The sequence below is a fragment of the Rossellomorea sp. LjRoot5 genome (assembly GCF_964253455.1).
In the GTDB taxonomy this organism is placed as follows: Bacteria; Bacillota; Bacilli; order Bacillales; family Bacillaceae_B; genus Rossellomorea.
Map to the genome: position 1 here is coordinate 82979 of NZ_CAXUQN020000001.1, position 21784 is coordinate 104762.

The window sequence follows — 21784 nt, forward strand, 5'->3', positions numbered from 1 at the left end:
CTGAATAAAGAAAATTCGACATGGTGGCACGAATATTCTGAGATTCGCATAATTAGTTGAAATCCCGCATGAAAAACTTTTTCTCCGCACGTAAATCGAAATTTTCGCACGATCCAGATCATTTTCCACATGATTCTTCCCATAATAAAGCTTGCCTCACAGTAAACCCAGTTAAAAAAAGAAGTATCCAAGAACCATTTTACGTTCTGGATACTTCTTTTTAAACGTTATGCTGCACTTATCTGCTTCTGATCCAACCGATAACTGAAGAAAGTAAGCAGACTCGCACAAATTGCAACCACTCCGCCGACGAGGGTCACATTCATCAACGGTCCCTGGTGGTAGACAAGGCCACCGAGTGCCGAGCCCATGGCGATGCCGACATTGCTTGCAACCGGCATCAGGGAAGCGGCGAGGCCAGTCGCTTTAGGCTGATACACACCGGCAAGGTCGATCAGGTAAAGCTGAGTCGATGTGGTAAGGAGGATGGCCATTAAGGACATTAATCCGATGTTGATCAATCCGATGATAAAATGATCGGTCGTAAAGTACAGGGCAAACAGGACAAATGCCTGGATAAGAAACACGAATCGGAGGCGTCCGATGGCATTGTGACTGGCAATCTTCCCTGCAAGGATGTTGCTGAATATTGAGATGAAGCCGTAAGCGAACAGGATCAAGCTGATGGAGCTGCCTGGTGCTCCCATCTTGTTCAGAATCGGGACAAGATACGTAAATACTGCATAAGTTGCACCGAAGCCAAGGGATGGAATGAAGAAAGCCATCAGGATCCTTGGATGAGTCAATAAGGAGAACTGATCACGCATGGAACTGCGGTATTGACTGAGCTTACTTGGCAAATTCATGAACGATGCCAAAAAGGCAACGACACCTAATAACGTCGTCAAAAGGAACGTAGCATGCCAGTTGTACCATTCGGCAATGACCGTGCCGATGGGAACTCCGATGACGTTTGCCAAGGTAAACCCGCCGAACACGAATGAGATGGCGACGCCTCTTTTTGTGACGGGAATGGCCTCACTGGCGATCGTCATGGCAAGGGAAATCAACACTCCTGTCACAATCGCTGTCAGCATCCGAAGAGCCATAAGCATGACGTAGCTTGTGGAAATCACGCACAAAGCATTCAAAACGATGAACGACCCGATCAAACACAACATCCATTTCCTCTTTGGAAAATGACTAGTTGCCGACATGACAATGGGTGTGGCGATGGCAAAGGTAATCGCAAACGCTGAAACAAGCGTGCCTGCCTTTGCATTTGTTATATGAAGACTTGAGGAAATCTCCGTTAAAATTCCGACGATGACAAATTCGCTTGTCCCGAGAACAAATGTTAATAACGTAAGAGTAAAAATAAGGAACCAATGTTGTTTAGATAATACCGTTTCTTTCATACGTACCTCTTTTCTAAGTTGAATATCCATATAGGATAGAGTGGGCAAACAATTTAACCATCATACCATAAAACATTTTTGCGCAGTATCCCTTGTATGTGAAAAATACAAACAAAAGGGCAGGGGCTAAAACAAATCCGTCTCCCTAAGAGACGGATTTATGATAGTACCATCGATAAAATGTTTCAGCTTCCTCACTTGATATTCCAAACAATAAACTTTCATGGGTGGGGTTTGCCCGGTTTGAAAACGTGATGGTAGCCACACCAAACTTCCGCTCGAGAAAAGAGTGCTTTACCATTACCTGCTGGATCCGATTACGATGTGTAATGAAGGTTTCATTGATCCATCCTCCCTTACGTATTTGGATGGTTTGCCCGTGCCGTGAATAGCTCGTATACCAGTAATCTAGAAATCTCAGGAAAATGGTAACGGCAAAGATCACCCCTGCCATCCACATCCATTCAATCTTGAAGATCCAGAACCCAGCAATCGCAACGATTGTCAGATAATACGGCTGGATAAGCTTCAGCCAAAGGACTTTTACAGGAAAGCGTTCCATCTCCTCATTAACTGGGAACTGGGGAAGGATGGCATGCAGCATCTCATACGCTTCCTTTTTCGGCATAAACGGATAAAACGAACTGATGTCCTCTTCGGATGAACCGGCACTGATCAATTTAATGGATACGATTCCTATCATTCTTTTGACAATGGATTGTTCCACTCTGACTGCTTGTACTTTATTCTTTGGAATAGAGAAGCTTACCTCATTCCCGATCCCTTTCTCGATATAAATCCGTTCGTGATCATCAGTGATGACATAGTTTCCGTACTTAATAGACGTTTTCACGAAGCCAATCAAAATGGACAGCAACATGGCAGCAAGGAATAAAGTGACAAGAATCCATACATGTCCAAGGAGATAATGCCAGGCACTTTCCGCAGATTTCTCAATGGCAAAGAAGTCTGCCAAATTGAAATAGACGGCACTTAATAACGGGAAGATCGCCAGGAAGCTGAGTGAGGTAAAAGATGCTTTGATCAGATCCTTCCTGGTCGTCTGGAAGTGTACCCTTCGTTCTGGTATCGTCTTTTCTTCCAATTCAGTCAATTCCTGAGTTTGTTCAAGGTGAGTCAGGATTCGTGCCTTTTCAGCCTGTGTAATAACAGGAAAATGACAGGTAGAGTCCTCGTCGTTTGTCCCGGTCTCCATTGTTAAAGAGGTTAATCCGAACCAGCGATGGACGAAGGTGGTATGGGACCTGTGGCTATGGATCCGGTTCCAGGCAACGGTTTTTTGCTTTTTAATGACCATCCCTTCTTTGAAGATGATGGACTTCGTTCCTAATTCATAGCGGTTTGAGAACCATTTGGTAAAAATAGAGACAACAGAACCCGCTGTCACGATTAACAATGCATAGCGGCCCCATACTACCCATCCGGCAGTTGAGTTTGCCTTCAGGATGAACAGGAGGAGATAGAATCCAAACTGGTTCTTAACGATTGATACCAGTTCAACAAGAATATACGCGGGATGATATCGTTTCGAAGGTTTGATCATGCGCCCATTTCTCCTTCTTCGGCATCCCTTATTTTTGCGAAGGTGGCAATCTCTGTTTTTAATGATTTTGCAATATCGGATGAGATGGCCGGTATTTTATGATTGGAAGTCGTGGTCCCGATTTCCAGGTCATAAAGATCATACCGACGCATGATCGGACCCTGCTCGGTTCGGACGTATTCCACTTTTTCCATTGGGATCAGAACGTGCTGCTGCTGCCACTTCCCGAATTTCAGTTGGACAAATTCCCGGTCAACCTGGTAGCGCCATGTTCTTTGCAGATAAACAGGTTCAATGAAGATGGAGAAAATGGCAGAAAGAATGAGTAGAACTCCTAGTATGTATAGGACGATTTCAACCCAGTCATACCAATCGAATTGGTTGGTGCAAAATATAAAAATTCCTATGATGAGCAGTGCAGTTGTATGCCCAATCGTGTTGGAGATTCGCCAGACTTTGGTGGCATTGTTTGATATGGTTTCCGTTGGTTCTGTTATATGTAAGTACATATGGTTCACCTCTGTCTATATTTACGGTTTTAAGAAACAAAAAGTTTCATAGAATATGGAAATTAATCATGACATCTATTAAGTGATTCTTACTGATAGATACTATCAGTAAGAAATTTCTGTGATATAGTGAGTGATATGGTAAATTTTAGATGAATGTACGACTATTGAGGTGAGCAGAGCTGAAGAAACTGAAAGATATAGATGATATTACCCGTGTGTACCTGAGCAATATGCAGCTTCCTAAAGAAAACAGAAGAAATGTGATAGGGTTTCTAATCCTACTTTTGGACTTTTTAGGATTGCTTCCTTTACTGAGCATTCCTTTTTCTTCCTCTTTTTTCTGGGCTGCACTGGCACCTGCTGTTTTTATTCATCTCTGGGGTATTCTTTATATCGTTGCTCCTTACAAATTTGAACGGTCTTATTACTTATACATTGGAATTTTTGGGGTTGTAAATACGTATGTATTTTTCCTTGTTATTCAAAAGCTTTTATATCTTCATATCGGTGTAGAAAGCAGTCGCTTCTTTTACATAGGATTAGTGTTGATGGTGTTGCTATTGGTTTTTATTCAGGTTTTTCATGTGAAAATGCTTTCTTCCGGTGCCTATGTCAAAATCCAGGATGGAAAGTCTCCATTTACTATTTCATCGATTGTCGCTTTTTCAACTTTTGGATACGTTGCTGCACAGTTTTTAATGTCTTATATGCTCACTGACTCAGTTTTTATGATTATATTAATGATGGCGTATACTGTTGTATCCATCGTGACTGCTTATTTATCAACTTTCGTTCACCGGTATATTTATATACAAAGAAATAATGAAAAAGTGCTGAAAATGTATCCTGATTTTGGGAAACCAAAGGATTTCAGGAAGTTTGGTTAGGGGGATTTTATCGTTGAAGCAGAAAAAGGTAGATGATATTACTCTGTCTTATTTAAGGTTCCAATCACCCAGAGAAAACAGGAGTAATATACTGGTGTTCTTTTTCGTTTTTCTGGATCTCATTGGTGTGCTTTTCCTTCTGGGAGAGCCCTTGATTCCTTCGTTATTTTGGGGTGGCATGATTCCGGTGATATTCATTCACCTGTGGGCCATTTCATATGTAATTGCCCCTTATACGTTTGAAAAATCCTATTATTTATTTTTCGGAGTGTACGGGGTTATCAATACCTTCGTGTACTTTTTAGTGATACAAAAATTGATATATTCTCATTTTCAAATATTCGGAACAACCCCTTTGATTTTAGGCTCAATTTTATTTGTATCCCTCCTTTTCATCATGAATTGGATGAATACCCGCTTATTGTATTCGGGAACGTACTCACGTCTTCAGAAAGGAGAAAAGAGTGTAAACCTTTCTCCTATTGTCACAGCCTCAGGCATTGGGTACGTACTGGCACAGGTAATCTTATCTTCCTTTTTTGTAGAATCAGTGAAAATCCTTATGATCATTGGCGTGTTCTCTATCCTCTCTGTGGCGACCGCCTACTTTTCTACAAGCATCCATAAATATATTTATATCAGAAGAAGTATCGAGAAGGTAAAACAGGTTTATCCCCAATTCGGGTTACCGAAAAGAGAACGAACGGTGAGTGAGGAAAAAGGGGAGATGACATGAACAAACATAAGGATATTGACCCAATCACATTATCTTACTTGAATTTGCAAACACCGAAAGAGAATAGGAGAAATATCATTACATTCTTTATCTTTTTTTTAGACATCATTGGTCTCCTTCCCATTTTGGGAGAGCCTTTCTCCTACGCATATTTTTGGCCAGCTGTTGTACCAGTGGCATTTATACATATATGGGCAATCGTTTATTTGGTTGCCCCATTTATGTTTGAAAAGTCGTACTACCTGTTTTTCGGTATATATGGCATCGTGAATACATATGTGTGTTTTTTGGTGATTCAAAAATATTTGTATGTATATGCCGGATTGGATGGTAGGGTCCCGTTTATTTTAGGTGCGTTGTTACTACTGGGATTGCTGGTGTTTTTCCAGCTATTTAATCATAGATTGTTGTATTCCGGGACGTATGCAAGACTGCAGAGAAATGATCAGAAGGTTACGTTATCACCTATTTTAACTGCTTCGAGTATAGGGTATGTCATTGTTCATTTTTTGCTTTCTACGTTCATGACGGAATCTCTTACTATGATCATCATCGTTACGGGAGTGTCCATCCTATCGATACTCACCGCCTTTTTTTCAGTATCCGTTCATAAATACTATTTTATTTTGAAACATGAAGAAACCGTTAAGAAGTTGTACCCTCAGTTTGGTTTACCTAAAAGGAAGAGGGGAATTTAACGGGGAATCATTTTTTTTGGGGGGAATTACATGTCAAGAAAGAAAGTAGTAGGATTTATCCTTGTGTTTGTGGTGTTTACCTTGATTGCATGTTCGCTATATGGAATAAATGTTCCTTTACCCAGTTCCTATATTCCATTAATGATAGCAGCAAATGGTGTGTTTGCTTTTTGCTCTATTTTTACTCAGCGATTGGTTATTGCTTTATACGAAGTGAATGTCTTCGAAGGAAAAGAGAGTTTAATCGGATATTTTAATAAGTACACGGCTATCTTTACATCGGGTCTTAACTACTATATACAAAACATATTAAACCGCCTTCCTTTTCTAGTGAATAAGCTCCTGGCCTTATGTTTTTTCCTATCTCTTGTTTGGATTGGCTTTGGGATAATTGGAATCTTTAATTAACATTTATGAAATGGTGGAAAGGCGGGATATAGCATGTCAAAGGAAGAACTTATTCAGCTTTCAAAAGTGAATAAAGAAGTTAAAAATAAGGATGAGAAATTCTTCTCTTTAAAACGAGGCTTTATTTTTTACTGGAAAAGTAATGTTTTCCTTCTCTTTTCTATTCTTCTATTCTTATTGAATAAGAACAGTTGGGCTCCGGATGGAGATAGTTATGTATGGTTATTTGGCATCCAGGTTGAAGCGTTACTTATTCTGCTCTCATTCATTGCTTGTTTACGTCCCAGGATATTGGAATAGGTAAAAGGATTCGGTATTAAATAAAAGAGCCATCCCTACATCAAGGGATGGCTCCTTCCATTATAGCGACGCTTTAATCACTTTTTTATAATACAAAACCGATAATACACCAAAGATTGAATACAACACCGTATATAAGACCATCACGATGATCATCGGCGTCCAGACTTCGGCTCCGAACAGGAACCATCCGGATTGGACCGCAAAGTAACTGTGTAGAAGTCCGATGAGGAGAGGGATTCCGAAGCTGAAGAGCTGTTTGGCTTGAATGCCTCTCAACAAGTCTCCTTGAGTAAATCCTAATTTTCGTAAAATCGTATAGTTCGGCTTCTCATCTTCACTTTCGTCCATCTGTTTAAAGTACAGAATACAACCAGATGTGATCAGGAAAGTGAGGCCGAGGAACCCGACGATGAACATCGTGAGGCCGATGTTTTGTTTTTGTTCAGCTTTCATGTCGTACTGTGAAGCGTTCCCCCATCTTTCAACTAGATTTAACTCATGAAAGAGGTCGTTTGCTTTCTTTAAGTCTTTTTCCTTTTCGATGTTCACACCGATATACAGTGAGGACTCCCTCTGAATTTCTGGATCCAGATCCTTTTTCAATTCCTGGAAAACATGGTCATCCACAATGACCGCAGGGGAACCAAACCCTGTAAACCACCCTGAAATCGGGTATTCATCCCGCATTCCCAAGTATTTGAGCTTTATGTTCTTCGTTTTTCCTTTCAGCTCTATCTTACCGGAATCATGTAGTGGCATTAGCTTTTGAAGTAAATCGCTATAGCCTGTAAAGACTGTTTCACCTTCTTTTACGTCAATACCTTCTACACTTTTTTCACTGATGACAGCAGTAGGCATGGCATCTTGTGATCCGTTCAGTTCACTGAATTCAGAGTCTGCAATGTCTTCCAGGTTCACGAGAACTCTAATGACTTCAATCTCCTCTTTTTTGAATTCAATACCTTTATTCAAAAGGGCTTCTTTAAAATCATTGAAGTCTTGTTTGTTTATTAATGAAAAATCCGCAGGAACATTATTTTCAGCCGTTTTTTCAGCTGAGTAATATCCGATATAGCTCAATGACAGTAGGGCGATAGCCAGAGCCGAAACCGTTGTGATGATCGTCAACAGTAAGGCACTCGATTTCATCCGGAACATGATGGATGAAAGGGACAGGACCTCGTTAATGTTCAAGTAGCCATTCTTTTTCTTACGGATCACATTGAAAATAAAGCTGACGGACCCTTTATAAAAAAGGTAGGTTCCGAGAATGACGGAGCCGAGTATAAAGAGCATGGCTCCATACAGTTGAGTCATGGTCGTGAAGTCGCCGCCAAACAATTTGGAAGATACATAATACCCGGAAGCTATCAATATGATTCCGAAAACCCCAATGACCATTTCAAGCTTGGACATCTTTTTCACTTTCGTTTCCGTTGAAGATCGGACTCTGAATAGTGATAAGATGCTTTGTCTTTTGATGAATACAAAGTTCATCAGCATGATCAGCAAGTAAATCGCACAGAACACGATAACGGTCTGGATGAGGGCCTTAGTCGAGAAATGCAATGTGGCAATCGCATCAACGCCGGTTATATTGAATAAAATCATGATGATTAATTTGGAGAAGGAAAACCCGATCAAGATACCCAGTATCAAAGATCCAAAATAAAGGATGAAATTCTCCACACTTAAAATGCGGAAGATTTTATTCTTTGTCATGCCGATTAGCTGAAATAACCCGATTTCTTTGCTTCTTCTCTTAATGAAGAGGGTGTTGGCGTATAAAAGGAAAATCGAGACGATGACCACAAGCAAGACAGAAGCGGCTCTGACGGCTGCTCCACCTTTGATGGTTCCCTTCGCTGCATCCATGGACGGATCATACTGGAGGGTCACGAAGGCGAAGTAAAGGGCAACACTAAAGACTAAAGCAAATACATAAAGATAATAATTCTTCAGGTTCTTCTTCAAATTCCTGAAGATCAAGGTATTAATGTTCATTCTGCACCCCGCCAAGCACTCCTTGGGTTTTCATGATGTCACTGAAGAAATGCTGTCTTTCCTGTTCACCTTTATTTAATTGCGTATAAATTTGACCGTCCTTGATGAAAACGACCCGACTACAGTAACTTGCCGCAACGGGATCATGTGTGACCATGACGATCGTCGCCTTCAGCTTTTGATTGAGCTCGCTCAGTTTATTCAGAAGATCTGACGCTGATTTCGAGTCGAGGGCACCCGTCGGTTCATCTGCGAAAATAATGCTTGGTTCATGGATGAAGGCACGGGCTGCTGATGTCCGCTGTTTCTGCCCCCCGGAGATTTCGTTCGGATATTTATCTTTCAGTTCAAGGATCCCTAGCTCGGAAGCAAGGTCATTGAATTTCTGATCAGCTTCTTTCTTAGGGGTCTTGGTGATGGATAATGGCAGAAGGATATTTTCTTTCACCGTTAACGTGTCGAGCAGGTTGTAATCCTGAAAGATAAAGCCGAGGTGATGCTTTCGGAATTGTGCGAGCTGCTTTTCTTTCATCATCGTCATTTCATTGCTTTCAATTTTAATCGAGCCCTCGCTCACTTTGTCGATGGAGGATAGGACATTTAAGAGAGTCGTCTTTCCGGAACCCGACGCCCCCATGATACTGACGAATTCACCCTTTTGGATCGACAGGTCGATTCCCTTTAACACTTCCTGCTTATTGAATTTATTTCCGTAGCTTTTATGAAGTTTGCTTGCTTCTAGTATTGTCATCATATAAAACTCCTTTGATTTGATACCTTTATTATAAAAAGCAGGAAGTTTGTTTTCCTTTTATTGTTCGAACAAAATAGAAAAGCATGTGACATTTTTGTCACACGCCGGTAAGTTGGACGAAATCATTTTTCTCCGGGAATATGAGGGTGACCCGGGTCCCTTCTCCCCGTTTGGATTCTATCTCTATGGAAATCAGCAGAGATTCTGAAACTCTCTTGGTTAAATATAAGCCCATGCCGGTAGAGGCGGTATCATTGTGGTCAGTGGTCGAAGTGAATCCTTTTTCAAAGATCCTTGCCAGGTCCCTGGAGTCGATCCCCCTGCCGAAATCCTGAATGGTGAGAGCCACTTTACCATTTCTTTTTTCGCTTAATATGACAATGTCCGATTTAGAGCTATATTTAACGGCGTTAGTCAAAAGCTGTCTGATCATAAAAGCGAGCCACTTCGCATCGCTCAACACGTTTGTGATCTTGAGTTGAATGTCAAATCCGATCCCCTTCTGAATACACCAGGATTGTAAGGTTTTTATTTCCTGAAAAATGACAGACTCGAGATCGGTGTCCTCAATGTATAAATCATTCTTCATAAAAGACATACGCTTCTGGTGCAGCTGCCGATCCAACAAAAGGTGGATGCGCAGCCACTCATATTTTAAATGAGACTTCAAAGGTTCGTCTTCCAAACGTTCAATCATCAAATGCATCGCCGTCAGTGGGGTTTTCACTTCATGGATCCAGGACAGAAGGTCGTCCTTTTCCTGTTCGAGCATCATTCGATTCTCAGATGCTGTCTTTCTCAAAAGGTTCGCCTGCTCCGATAGACTATCCGAAACGATTTCCTGGAATGGAGTATCCGGGGCATCCAGCCCTGTAATATTGAGATTATGATCCCATTCTTTCAGACGCTTGAAGAATCGGATTTCCTTCTGATATCGGATGAACACAAATACAATGAAAAAGAGCAGAGACAGAAACACCATATACATGATCGGTTGTAACGGGATGGCCCTATCGATAGAGGCGATAAAGATCCATAACAGGTGGAGTCCAAGCACGAACGAAATCCAGCTTTTCCGTTCCCATAAGAATGTACGGATCATGGCGAACCCTCTTCAATGGCCAGATACCCCTGCCCGACTTTCGTTTCAATGAAACGGCCCAATTCGATCTCTTCAAGGCGCTTTCTGAGGCGGTTCACATTGACGGTCAACGTGTTATCGCTGATGAATCGCTTGTCGTCCCAGAGGCTGTTCATCAGCGCATCTCTGCTGACAATCTTATTCTTCTGTTCGATTAGAAGCTTTAATATGTACATTTCATTCTTCGTCAAATCGATAGAACCGATCTCATTGGATACCGTATTCCGTTCAAAATCAACGGTTGCTCTGCACCAGGTCTTGATACTCACCTGTTCGGTGTTATAGTTATACACCCTTCTGAGAGTGGCCTGGACCTTTGCGATGAGGACATCGAAATGAAAGGGCTTCTGGATGAAATCATCTGCCCCAAGCTGCATGGACATGACCATATCCGTCGGGTGATCCCGGGAAGACAGGAACAGGATGGGCACATTGGAATGCGTGCGGATCATCCGGCACCAGTGGAAGCCGTCGAATCTAGGCAATTGAATATCAATGATCACAAGATCCGGTTTCACCTCTGTGAACTCCTGCATGACATGATTGAAATCGTTGATTCCATATACCTCATAGGACCACTGGGAAAGCCGTTCCTTTATTTCATTGAATAGGGTTGTATCATCTTCGATTAGTAATAATTTCAATTTCTTTCACCACTCTAACTTGCTGTTTACATAAATTGTATAGGAAATCTCATATGTTTGCCATATGCCTGAAGATAGGAACTGTTTTATTTAGAAATATTTAGATTATTTTTACAAAAGATGGGTATTTAATTTCTAAAAGCAATTGACCAAATTGCATAAGAAAGGAATTAAATCATGAAGAAACTTCTCGGGTTAGCATTGATAACAGCCGTTCTGTTAAGTGGATGTGGTGAAGTGCAGATTTCGATTAATAAGGATCAGGAAGTGGAGGCCGAGACCGCCAGCAAGAAAAAAGAGAATGAGAAAGTGGATCTGATCAGTGATGAACCAGAAAGTGAAAAGACGAGGGAAGCAGATAAGCAAAAGGCAATCCTTCGATTCATCAACGAGGATATCTATAAGGTAGCGGAATATGAAGTCGTCGCCTTCCAGTCACTGGCTTCCGTATCAGGAGTCAACTATACGGATGATCAAACCGTCTACAGGGAATTGACCACCAACACCATTCCAGCTTACAAGAAAGCATTGAATGAAGCCCAGGGCATTGAGGCTGAGATCCCTGAACTTGAAGAAATGGGGGACCGCGTCGTGACGGCAACCCAGACCTTTTATGATGCCCTCATTCTCGAAAAGAAGGCGATTGAAGACCAGGATGAAGGTTTGATCAATGAATCCAATGCCAAAATGGAGGAGTATTACAAACTGGTGGACGCCTATCACTCGGACATGAAACTTCTTGCAGAAGAGTATAATGTGACGTATGACCTGAATGAACCGAAACAAAATGTAGAAGAATTATAAGTGAATAAAATTAAATGAACTTTTTTCTGTCAAAACCTAATTCCAGAATGAAAGGAGTTAGGTTTTTTTAGGTGCTAAATGAATCTTTTTAAAAAAATTCTATATAAGAAAATTTTATTAAAAATGCGGTTTATTAAAGTAAAAATAAGGATATATAGTAAGTACTTGTAACTATTTGATAAGATTATCCAATCTTTATTCTCCAGATTCATGAATACCGGGGAGCCGATAGTAATTGTTTTCGTACTATTTACCTAATAAATGATAGTGGATCTTGTATCAAATGACCTGTAATTGATTATTCCTGTAGTTATAAAGTTTCCTTTTTCCTGTAAAAATTGTGTTTATATGTATGTTTATAATAGTATGATATTGGAAGTGTGGAAACAATTGTAATTTTAAGGATATTGAGTAAAAAAGGGTTACATAGTTTAGTTGATTTCATGTTTCTTATTTGGGTATTCTGATTTGAAATAGATGATTACCACCAATTTTAATTAAGGGAGAGGAATTACATGTCAGGAATTATTCGTGTTACCCCAGCAGAATTGATTAGTATGTCAAACCGATACACAAGCGAAAGCAGCCAAGTTGGTGAACAGATTTCACGCCTTGACAATATGATATCTGAGTTGGAAGGTATGTGGGAAGGTGAATCAAGCCGTGCGTTCGGTGAGCAATATCAAACACTTCGTCCTTCATTCCTGCAAATGCAACAACTTCTTGAAGACATCTCTATGCAGTTGACCAGCACAGCCAAGTCTCTTGAAGATGCAGATGCTCAGATCGCTAATCAAATTCGCGGATAAGTCTATCCCAATCCATTTTAAACCTGAAGGAGCGCTTATCATTATGTGGGGCGCTCCTTCCTTATGAGGTGAACCCGGACATGTATATAGAAATCACCATTGATCTTAATCGTTATGATGAGAGTTCTTTCGATCTCAGACTATCAAATTATCATACTGTGAAAAAACTGATTGATCTTGTATGGCAGTCCCAAAAACTTACGGCTGAAACCAGGGATGGCTATTGGATCCGGATTGCCAACAAGCATAAAGTGGTTCCAGGCAATATGCGGCTTGTTGATGCAGGGATCCACACAGGAGATCGAATTGAAATTTTATAAAGGAGACCAATAGAATGGCACAAAATAGTGGATCTTACTTACAAGAAAAGCTGGAAGCCGTAATACATAGAAAAGATCATCGTATCACGCTGATTTTTCAAAAAGAGAAGATTAAATTGGATGACGTAACAGAGATCGGCTTCCTAAAGGAGTTATCCCCTTCCATTCAAAGAGATATCACCATGGAAAATGATGAATTATGCATGGTGAATACCGTACCGGAGTCCTTCTCGTTTCATCCTCAATTAAAGGCAAATGAGAAAGAACGTTTGATGACTGCTTATCAGTTGGTGCAGAAAATTCAAAGACATACACTGTCACGCCTCCACCTCATTATATGTCCCGAAAACATTGTGTTTGACCAGGGAATGACACCTCATTTCATTCACTACGGTGTGAAAGAGAGTCTTCCCCCATACGAAAGAGACCAAGAGCTGCTGCTTAAAGAAACGAAAGCCACAGTAGCAGCCATTGTAGATTCACAGCATAGTTTCAAGGACTACTTAAAATTCAATGGAACATTGAAGTTATCTTCCCTTACAAAGGCTATTCTGGAAGCAGGTAGCTTACAGGAATTAAGTGAAGTGTTGAATCATTTCATCGCAGAGGCCAAAAAATCTGAACGTTTATACGTGAAGGTCAGCAAGAAGAAATGGAAGGTCAATCGGTATGTTCTCCTTGGGGTCTCTATATGTTTAGTCCCTGCAATCCTTTATTCCATTTATTCTCTTTTCTTCATGAATCCAAAGCAGGACAGGGTTGTAGCGGCGCAGGAGAGTTTCCTGCTTGAAAAATATAGTGACGTTGTGACGGAGCTCCAACCATACGAAATTGACGAAATACCCAAGGTCACTCAATACCAGCTTGCCCTTTCCTATATCATTAATGAATCCTTGACCGAGGATCAAAAGGAAAATGTGCGTAACACGGTCTCGCTTCAATCAGATCCTCTATATTATGAGTATTGGATTAATATCGGAAGAGGGGAGGCGAAGGAAGCGTTGGAAACAGCCCGTTTCTTAGAAGACCGTGACCTGATCCTATTTGGACTCTTGAAATACAGGGAACAAGTGAAGGCTGACGGAGACCTTGATAGTGAAGAAAGACAACAGGAATTAAATGAAATAGAAAGTGAAATTGCTGAATATGAAGAAGAAATGAAGGCATTGGAAGAGGAACAAACTTCACAGCCGACTGAGTCACTGGAGCAACCGCAGCAGGCTGAAGATAAAGCGGAACCGGCTACGGACGGAGCAGAATCTGAACCTTCAGAATCAAAAACAAAAGATGATAAGAAAAAAACAAACTAACAGGGGGGTGAACACATGTATGCCCTATGGGTTTTTCACGACCATTATTATCAAACAATCCTTTTGAAGGATGAAAACAAAAAAATTACACTAGGTCCCCATATAGAAGATACGATCACTATTTTATCCTTGCCATCAGCTATTGAAATAGAGTATTCCGGATCAACATTCCATCTTCATCACGAAGGGGAGGAAGGAAGCATCCTTGAACCAGGCAGTGATCATTGCGTTCGGCTTGAGGATAATGAGCTGCATATCATCATCACTTCATTCAAACCAAAGGCTGAAATCTATTATATAGGACATAAAGAAGAAATCAGGATGTCGACCATGAATCCTGAAGCAACGATCTATCATCCATACGGGAACAGGGAAGCAAGCTGCTTCTGGTATAAGGATTCCGATGGTGGATGGATAGTGGAAACAGGTGATTCTTCTTCTCTCTATCTAAATGGTCACCTGGTTACAGGAAAACAGAAGCTCCAAACAGGTGACATTCTATTTACTGCTTTCTTATCCGTTACCCTGTTAGAGGATGATTTAATCGAGATACATAGTATTGAAGACTATCAGACTTCGTTGGTGGAGACTGTGAGACCGTTGTCCGAGATGCAGAAGAAATATCCCAATTACCGCCGCACCCCGAGGATGGTTTACGATCTGCCGGATGAAAAAGTTCAATTGTCCTTTCCGAGTCAGGAATCAAGTGATACAAACCGGAGTCTGTGGTTAATTATCCTTCCTCCACTCATGATGCTGATCGTCATGGGAATTGTAGCCATTGTAATCCCGAGGGGGATATTCATCATCATCTCGATGGTCATGTTCACCACCACCCTTGTAACATCGACCGTCCAGTTCTTCAAAGATAAAAGCAGCAAGAAGAAATCTCAGGAACGCAGAAAACGCATCTATACTCAATACTTAGAGAATAAAAGGGAAGAGCTTCAATCCCTTGCGGGGAGACAATCTGACGTCCTTCAATTTCATTTCCCTTCTTTTGAAAGGATGAAATATCTTACAGAGCAACTATCGGACAGGCTCTGGGAGAGAACGATCGAAAGTCCCGACTTCCTGCAGTTCCGGTTGGGCAGGGGGAAGTTACCTGCCAGTTACAGTATTTCGGTGAATTCTTCCGATATGTCCAATCGTGAAATGGATGAGCTATTGGAGGAGTCACAGAAGTTAGAAGAGGCCTATCGGGAAATCGAACAATTACCGGTAACTGCCGATCTTCATAAAGGGGCAATTGGTCTGATTGGGAAAGAGTCCGTCTACAAAAACGAGATTCACCAGCTTATCGGCCAATTGACGTTCTTTCATAGTTACCATGATGTACGATTCATCTCCATCTTTCATGAAGAAGAGTATAAGGATTGGGAGTGGATGAAATGGTTACCCCATTTTCAATTACCGCAGTCCTTTGCAAAAGGGTTTATTTACAATGAGAAAACGAGGGATCAAATCCTCTCCTCCATTTATGAAATCCTGCGTGAAAGAGATATAGATGAAGATTCAGAAAAGGTAAGATATGCTCCTCATTTCGTCTTTGTCATCACGAATCATCAGCTTATTTCTGACCATGTGATCCTTGAATACCTGGAAGGGGAGTATGGACACTTGGGGATGTCTGTCATATTCGCGGCAGAGGCAAAAGAAAGCCTATCAGATAATGTTCACACCCTTGTCCGTTATATTAATGACAACGAAGGGGATATCCTGATTCAAGATAAAAAAGCCGTAAAGATCCCTTTCACTATGGATGGGTATGAGCATGATGGAAATGAGAAATATGCCAGAACCCTGCGAACCCTCAACCATCAGATCGGGATGACCAACTCGATCCCTGCAAGCGTGTCTTTCCTCGACATGCTCAGAGTAAGGGATGTGGATCAACTGCCGATTGAAGAAAATTGGCTATCGAGAGAATCAGCTAAGTCGCTGGCTGTGCCTGTAGGCTTAAAAGGTAAGGAAGATATAGTTGAACTTAACTTGCATGAAAAGGCACACGGACCTCACGGATTACTTGCAGGAACGACCGGATCAGGTAAGAGTGAATTCCTGCAGACATATATTCTATCGTTAGCGGTTCACTTCCATCCCCATGAAGTAGCGTTTCTGTTAATCGATTATAAGGGCGGCGGAATGGCTCAACCGTTCAAGAACATCCCTCACTTATTAGGGACGATCACCAACATCGAGGGAAGTAAGAACTTCAGTACCAGGGCGCTTGCCTCCATTAAGAGTGAGTTGAAACGGAGACAGCGCTTATTCGACCGTTATGAAGTGAATCATATTAACGACTACACCCGCCTCTACAAACAAGGGAAAACGGAAGAGCCCCTTCCTCATTTATTCCTGATCTCGGATGAGTTTGCGGAATTAAAGAGTGAAGAGCCGGAGTTTATCAAAGAATTGGTCAGTGCAGCCCGTATCGGTCGTAGCCTGGGGGTTCATCTTATTCTGGCCACCCAGAAGCCGGGCGGTGTCATAGACAATCAAATCTGGAGTAATGCCCGTTTCAGAGTAGCATTGAAAGTGCAAAACACAGAGGACAGCCGTGAAATCCTCAAAAACGGGGATGCTGCTTCCCTGACGGTGACAGGAAGGGGATACCTGCAGGTTGGAAACAATGAGGTGTATGACTTATTCCAATCAGCCTGGAGCGGTGCCCCTTACCAGGAGGAGTCCTTTGAAGCAGAAGATGAAGTGGCGATCGTCACGGATCTCGGACTCATTCCTTTATCAGAAGTATCGACAAATCCCGGCAGTCAAAAAGACATGACCAGTGAAATCGACGCTGTAGTCGATCGGATAGAAGCGTTACAGAATCAAATGGACTTGAAAAAGTTATCCAGTCCTTGGCTCCCTCCATTGTCCAATCGGATTTACAGAACAGGATTCGCCCAGACTGAGGAGAATAAAATCCTCCTCTCGATGGTGGATGAACCGGAGAAACAGAGCCAAACCCCTTATCATTATGAGGTGATTGAGGATGGAAATGTCGGTATCTTCGGTTCATCCGGGTACGGGAAGACCCAAACGCTCATTACGTTATTAATGGGTATGGCTACACAGTTTACCCCGGAAGAGATCCATTATTATCTTCTCGACTTCGGGAATGGCGGATTGCTGCCACTGAAGCAACTGCCTCATACGGCAGATTACTTCCTGATTGATGAGGAGAGGAAAATAGAGAAGTTCATTGGGATTTTAGACGATGAACTGGCACGCAGAAAACAACTGTTCCAAAAACAAGAGGTCAGTTCAATCAAAATGTATAACACTGTAAGTGAAGATAAACTTCCTCTTTTATTCGTGACCATTGATAATTTTGATCTGGTCAAAGAAGAAATGCAGGAGCTTGAAACGCAGATCAATCAGTTTGCTAGGGACGGCCAATCGCTTGGAGTATATATGTATTTTACAGCTACACGAGTAAATTCTGTACGACAGTCGTTGATGAATAATCTCAAAACGAAAATTGTCCACTATTTAATGGACAGTTCAGAGGCTTATACGATGTTAGGGAGGTTACCTTTTTCCCCGGAAGCCATTCCGGGAAGGGCCATCGTTAAGAAAGACACGGCTTACTTCTCCCAAGTCTTCCTTCCTACTGAAGGGAAGGATGATTATGAACAGCTGAATCTGTTGAAAGAAGATATTCAGTTATTAAAAGAGAAATATAAAGGCTTGTCTTCACCTAAACCGGTGCCGATGCTGCCGACAGAACTGACCATGGTCAACTTCACCCAGTACACGGATTCAGGAAGGAAAGCTGGCCTGCTGCCGATCGGGCTGGATGAAGAGACGGTTGAACCAGTGTATGTGAACTTCAAGAAAACAAAGCATTGCCTCGTATTGGGACAGGCACAAAAAGGGAAAACAAATGTGTTGAAAGTATTAGCCAACACAGCACTCCTCCAGGACAGTGAACATATTGCGATCTTCGATTCCATAGACAGGGGATTATCGAATTTGATGAGGGAAGAAAAGGTTGTATATATGGAAAATAAAGAGCATATTTCCATGTGGCTTAACAGAGTGGAGGAGTTATTCAGTTCAAGAGAAGAGCAATATAACTTATCCATTCAAAAGGGAAGCACTCTCCCATCCTTCTCTCCTGTAATGTTGATCGTGGACGGGTATGCAAGATTCCTGCAAAATCTGGATCCCCTTCTCCAGGACAAAATTGTGAAGTGCATGAAAAATTACAGTCACTTAGGCTTCTGTGTGATCGTTTCCGGAAACAACAGTGAGTTAACGAAAGGCTACGATACATTGACGGTTGAAATGAAACAAATTCGACAAGCCCTTGTGTTGATGAAGAAATCAGAACAAACTCTATTCACTCTCAGTTATGACCGGAGAGAGCCGGAAATCCAGCCTGGTTTTGGTTATTATATTGAGAATGGAAAAGAAATAAAAATTCAAATACCACTTATGGTAACGGAAAGGAAAGTACACGCATGACAGAGAAGGTAAGCCTGTTCAAACTTTTATTAGCGGTCATGATGATTCTTGCAACTCCTCTTCTATTCTTCCGTTCAGTAGGTGAAAACCCGCTGAAAGTAAAAGAAAACGCCACTAAAGCCATTGCCATTGTGAACGAAGATGCAGGGACAGAAGTAGATGGGGATCCCTTGTCATTTGGTGGGGATGTGACGTCCATACTAGAGGATCAATCATCCTTTGAATGGACAGTCGTTGGCAGAAGTGCAGGAGAAAACGGTCTTCAAAGTTCAAAATATGACGCAGTGGTCTATATCCCTTCGGACTTCTCTGACAAAGTCATGACATATGATGAAGAAAGACCGGAAAAGACAAACTTGAATTTTAAAGTCCAAAGCCAACTGAATGCCGTAAATAAGGAAAAGGTCCAGCTGGAAATCGAAAAAGCCACCAAAAGGGTCAATCATAAAATGTCCTCCCTTTATTGGAACTATGTATCAGCGGATATGGAGAATATCCGGGCAGAATTCGATGAAATTTTACAAAAAGAACAGACGTTCCAAGAAACGATGCTGGCATTCTATAAACCTAGCTCAAAGGATCTCGCTGGCCAGATCGAACAGCAGACATCGATGCTATCAAACCTTCAAAACTCGATCCAGCAGGCGGACAGTCGGGCACCGGAGCAGCAAAATTCACTTGAATCCTTTGAACAAAGCCTTTCAAGCTTCGTAGAATATGTGAATCAGTATAGAGAATACCAAGATAAACAAAAGCAGTTATTAGCGGATATCCAGTCTCAATCCGTACAGATGATCAACGAATCAACTGAAAATCAGCAGCCGCGTTACTTAAAGTCCAAATCACTCTTCTCAGAACAAAGTGAGGCTTTAACGGCAGGTTTGACCCAGTTGAATAACAATATGGATACAAACCAAGAGGTATTTACTGACCTCCAGCAGCGTAGATTTGAAGAAGTAGGCAGACAAGTGGAAGACTTCTATTCTTTTCAGGAAAGAGTGTTGAATTTCTATCAGCAATTACAGGACACAACGACGCTGAATAACCTGCAAGGAAATATCTTTGAACTTAATAATAAGTTGGCTGAAGGAGATGGGGAGATCTTCAATCCACCTGCCCCACCTGAAATTCCAGAGCCGCCAAAAGATGGAGAGGATCCCGAACCTCAACAGGTCGTCATTTCCTCACAGGAAGGTGAGCCCGAGCCAGGGGAACCAAATGATCCTCCTCCTGCACCACCGAATTTAGAACCGGAAATAGCGGAACTGACGGCCATTTCAACAGAAATTGATACGTTGAAAGAAACACTGACTAAATTAACAGTACCAACACTTAAAGACATAACGGATGCTGTGACCACTATTCATACGATCAATGATCGCATCTCGAAGGTCAGAACGCAGTTGGAAGAGAAAAAGAATAGCTCTGAAAACCCTCTTCAAGCTGAAGTGGATAGACTAAAGGCAGAAGTATCAAGACTTCTTAAAGATAATCAAACATTGATTGATAAAATCGATGAACTGACCAAACAGGTTAAAACTCTTACAACCGAAAATCAAGAACTCAAAGATCAAGTAAAGACATTGACAGAGACAAATGAAGTTCTCTTAAACCAATTGGAGATGTTCTCAGACAACATTTCGAATATCGTTGCCGAAATTGAGGATAAAGAGAGTTCAATCCTGAACTCGGCCGCTTTATCGGAAAATAGAAGAAACACTTTATATGGCTATTTTTCCCGAGGGATTAATAACTATAAGCTTATGGATCTTCTACAGTACTATTCTTACCTCGATCGGTATGAAGCGACTCTAAATGGAATGTTAACGGAGAATGGAGTGAAAGCGGCCGTTCTTCAGGATGAAGAGCTTAAAAATGAGGTCAATGAGATATTGAAAGTGAGTCAGACTGAACAAGCGGAGTGGAAACAATTAAATACAGGGTTGCCGACTACTGAGGATGCCCTTATCACACTTCAAGACTCATACACTGTATTTGCTGCTGAATACAATCAAACCATAGATGATCAGCAATCACAGGTTACAGAGAGCCTGAATGCGATTAATCAAGAAGCAACAAATGTATTAAATCGAATCCAGCAACCTGAACAAGCTGCTCCAACGCCTGTCACAGGAGCAGCAGGCCCTGATTTAGTAGGGAATCAAAAGCAAATCGGAAGTGAAATCAAGTCTATCCATTCCTTCCTGGATACAGTGAGTGAAAGTCAAAATACAATCGTTTCCTATACGAACGAGCTTCAATCAAATGTGTCCAATGTTCAAAGTGATGCAGATACCTTGAATAATAAGTGGGCAACGAATGTAGCTTCCACTCAATTAATCCGTGATGATGTATTCAGCGTCCTTGGGAATGCGTTCGTTGACGGGCAATCCAATGGGTATGTATATGATTTCTTAACAAATCCTTTAAATGTAAAGGGTGATGTTCCGGAAGAGAAGAGTGCGAGCGTTCTTCCACCGGTCGTTATTCTGTTTATCATCTTGTTATCCAGCTTGCTTATCGGATATACAAGTTATTACTTTCAAAATGCCCCTCTTTGGATTCAAGGAGTCATTTTTCTTCTCCTGAATCTAATTGTCGGATTTGTGATCAGCTTGTACGGTCTGGACATCTATCCGTTGGTGGAATCCCGTTCAGTCGAGTGGACGATCTTTACGATTCTCCTTTTATTGGCTGCATCTGGACTGGTCAGAGTGGCTTTTGTGGCACATCGTTTAGTGGGCTGGTTTGTTTCTGTGGGACTCATCACCCTGTTTGTGACACCACTATTAGCCTTGACTACGCCGAATTTCAATTTTAAAGATCCGATGTCTACTGTGTATATGTCGATTCAATACGGCACGGAGTCACTTTTCAATCAAGCGGTCATCGTTTTGGGATTGGTCGTGATCGGCCTTGCCGTCTTACAGGTATTGTTGAATAAACGATCCATCAAACAAACCGACGAGACAACAGAAGCTTATGAGGGGTAAAATCCT

The 21784-nt window shown here is 41.6% G+C and carries 18 protein-coding genes; 11 read left to right on the forward strand and 7 right to left on the reverse strand.

Features of this window, described 5'->3' with window-relative positions; all coding sequences use genetic code 11:
* Positions 1 to 227: 227 nt before the first annotated feature.
* The 3 genes from ACSQ2E_RS00435 to ACSQ2E_RS00445 form a co-directional block, all read right to left on the reverse strand.
* Entirely contained in the window at positions 228 to 1418 is a 1191-nt protein-coding gene (locus ACSQ2E_RS00435) for an MFS transporter (RefSeq protein WP_435988861.1), read from the reverse strand.
* A gap of 145 nt (positions 1419 to 1563) precedes the next feature.
* Positions 1564 to 2982 carry a PH domain-containing protein gene (locus ACSQ2E_RS00440; protein WP_435988862.1) on the reverse strand — a complete coding sequence of 473 codons (1419 nt, stop codon included), beginning with the start codon at positions 2980 to 2982 and terminating at the stop codon, positions 1564 to 1566.
* Positions 2979 to 3491, reverse strand: a complete 513-nt coding sequence (locus ACSQ2E_RS00445; protein ID WP_435988863.1) for a PH domain-containing protein — start codon at positions 3489 to 3491, stop codon at positions 2979 to 2981. The genes ACSQ2E_RS00440 and ACSQ2E_RS00445 overlap by 4 nt, the downstream gene beginning before the upstream one ends.
* A 551-nt stretch (positions 3492 to 4042) precedes the next feature.
* Between ACSQ2E_RS00445 and ACSQ2E_RS00450 the strand changes: the two genes are divergently transcribed.
* From ACSQ2E_RS00450 to ACSQ2E_RS00470, 5 genes are read left to right on the forward strand one after another with little or no spacing between them, the layout of a single operon-like run.
* A complete protein-coding gene (locus tag ACSQ2E_RS00450) occupies positions 4043 to 4381 on the forward strand; it encodes a hypothetical protein (RefSeq protein ID WP_435988864.1) in 339 nt (112 codons plus the stop codon).
* A 13-nt stretch (positions 4382 to 4394) separates the two neighbouring features.
* Complete coding sequence (locus tag ACSQ2E_RS00455; RefSeq protein ID WP_435988865.1) at positions 4395 to 5117, forward strand: hypothetical protein; 723 nt, start codon at positions 4395 to 4397, stop codon at positions 5115 to 5117.
* The gene (locus ACSQ2E_RS00460; protein WP_435988866.1) at positions 5114 to 5815 is read left to right on the forward strand and encodes a hypothetical protein; all 702 of its coding nucleotides are present in this window, start codon (positions 5114 to 5116) and stop codon (positions 5813 to 5815) included. The genes ACSQ2E_RS00455 and ACSQ2E_RS00460 overlap by 4 nt, the downstream gene beginning before the upstream one ends.
* Before the next feature lie 30 nt (positions 5816 to 5845).
* Positions 5846 to 6223: a hypothetical protein gene (locus ACSQ2E_RS00465; protein ID WP_435988867.1), complete on the forward strand. Its 378-nt coding sequence runs from the start codon at positions 5846 to 5848 to the stop codon at positions 6221 to 6223.
* A 33-nt stretch (positions 6224 to 6256) separates the two neighbouring features.
* A complete protein-coding gene (locus ACSQ2E_RS00470) occupies positions 6257 to 6523 on the forward strand; it encodes a hypothetical protein (RefSeq protein WP_435988868.1) in 267 nt (88 codons plus the stop codon).
* A 60-nt stretch (positions 6524 to 6583) separates the two neighbouring features.
* Here the strand turns inward: ACSQ2E_RS00470 and ACSQ2E_RS00475 are convergent, their stop codons facing one another.
* The 4 genes from ACSQ2E_RS00475 to ACSQ2E_RS00490 form a co-directional block, all read right to left on the reverse strand.
* Complete coding sequence (locus ACSQ2E_RS00475; RefSeq protein ID WP_435988869.1) at positions 6584 to 8530, reverse strand: FtsX-like permease family protein; 1947 nt, start codon at positions 8528 to 8530, stop codon at positions 6584 to 6586.
* Positions 8520 to 9281 carry an ABC transporter ATP-binding protein gene (locus tag ACSQ2E_RS00480; protein WP_435994347.1) on the reverse strand — a complete coding sequence of 254 codons (762 nt, stop codon included), beginning with the start codon at positions 9279 to 9281 and terminating at the stop codon, positions 8520 to 8522. Before ACSQ2E_RS00480 ends, ACSQ2E_RS00475 begins: the two co-directional genes overlap by 11 nt.
* 100 nt (positions 9282 to 9381) lie before the next feature.
* Positions 9382 to 10386: a sensor histidine kinase gene (locus ACSQ2E_RS00485; protein ID WP_435988870.1), complete on the reverse strand. Its 1005-nt coding sequence runs from the start codon at positions 10384 to 10386 to the stop codon at positions 9382 to 9384.
* Positions 10383 to 11069 (reverse strand): response regulator, encoded by a 687-nt coding sequence (locus ACSQ2E_RS00490; RefSeq protein WP_435988871.1) that lies wholly within the window; start codon positions 11067 to 11069, stop codon positions 10383 to 10385. The genes ACSQ2E_RS00485 and ACSQ2E_RS00490 overlap by 4 nt, the downstream gene beginning before the upstream one ends.
* Positions 11070 to 11246: 177 nt before the next feature.
* Between ACSQ2E_RS00490 and ACSQ2E_RS00495 the strand changes: the two genes are divergently transcribed.
* The 6 genes from ACSQ2E_RS00495 to esaA all read left to right on the forward strand — a co-directional run bounded on the left by ACSQ2E_RS00495 (position 11247) and on the right by esaA (position 21778).
* Positions 11247 to 11873, forward strand: a complete 627-nt coding sequence (locus ACSQ2E_RS00495; RefSeq protein ID WP_435988872.1) for a hypothetical protein — start codon at positions 11247 to 11249, stop codon at positions 11871 to 11873.
* A 515-nt stretch (positions 11874 to 12388) separates the two neighbouring features.
* On the forward strand, positions 12389 to 12682 hold the full coding sequence (locus ACSQ2E_RS00500) for a WXG100 family type VII secretion target (RefSeq protein WP_034764875.1): 294 nt from the start codon (positions 12389 to 12391) through the stop codon (positions 12680 to 12682).
* A gap of 80 nt (positions 12683 to 12762) precedes the next feature.
* Positions 12763 to 13002, forward strand: a complete 240-nt coding sequence (locus tag ACSQ2E_RS00505; RefSeq protein ID WP_435988873.1) for an EsaB/YukD family protein — start codon at positions 12763 to 12765, stop codon at positions 13000 to 13002.
* 14 nt (positions 13003 to 13016) lie between these two features.
* Positions 13017 to 14312 (forward strand): type VII secretion protein EssB, encoded by a 1296-nt coding sequence (gene essB, locus ACSQ2E_RS00510; RefSeq protein WP_435988874.1) that lies wholly within the window; start codon positions 13017 to 13019, stop codon positions 14310 to 14312.
* A 15-nt stretch (positions 14313 to 14327) separates the two neighbouring features.
* Entirely contained in the window at positions 14328 to 18785 is a 4458-nt protein-coding gene (gene essC, locus ACSQ2E_RS00515; RefSeq protein ID WP_435988875.1) for a type VII secretion protein EssC, read from the forward strand.
* The gene (esaA, locus tag ACSQ2E_RS00520) at positions 18782 to 21778 is read left to right on the forward strand and encodes a type VII secretion protein EsaA (protein ID WP_435988876.1); all 2997 of its coding nucleotides are present in this window, start codon (positions 18782 to 18784) and stop codon (positions 21776 to 21778) included. The genes essC and esaA overlap by 4 nt, the downstream gene beginning before the upstream one ends.
* Positions 21779 to 21784: the final 6 nt, after the last annotated feature.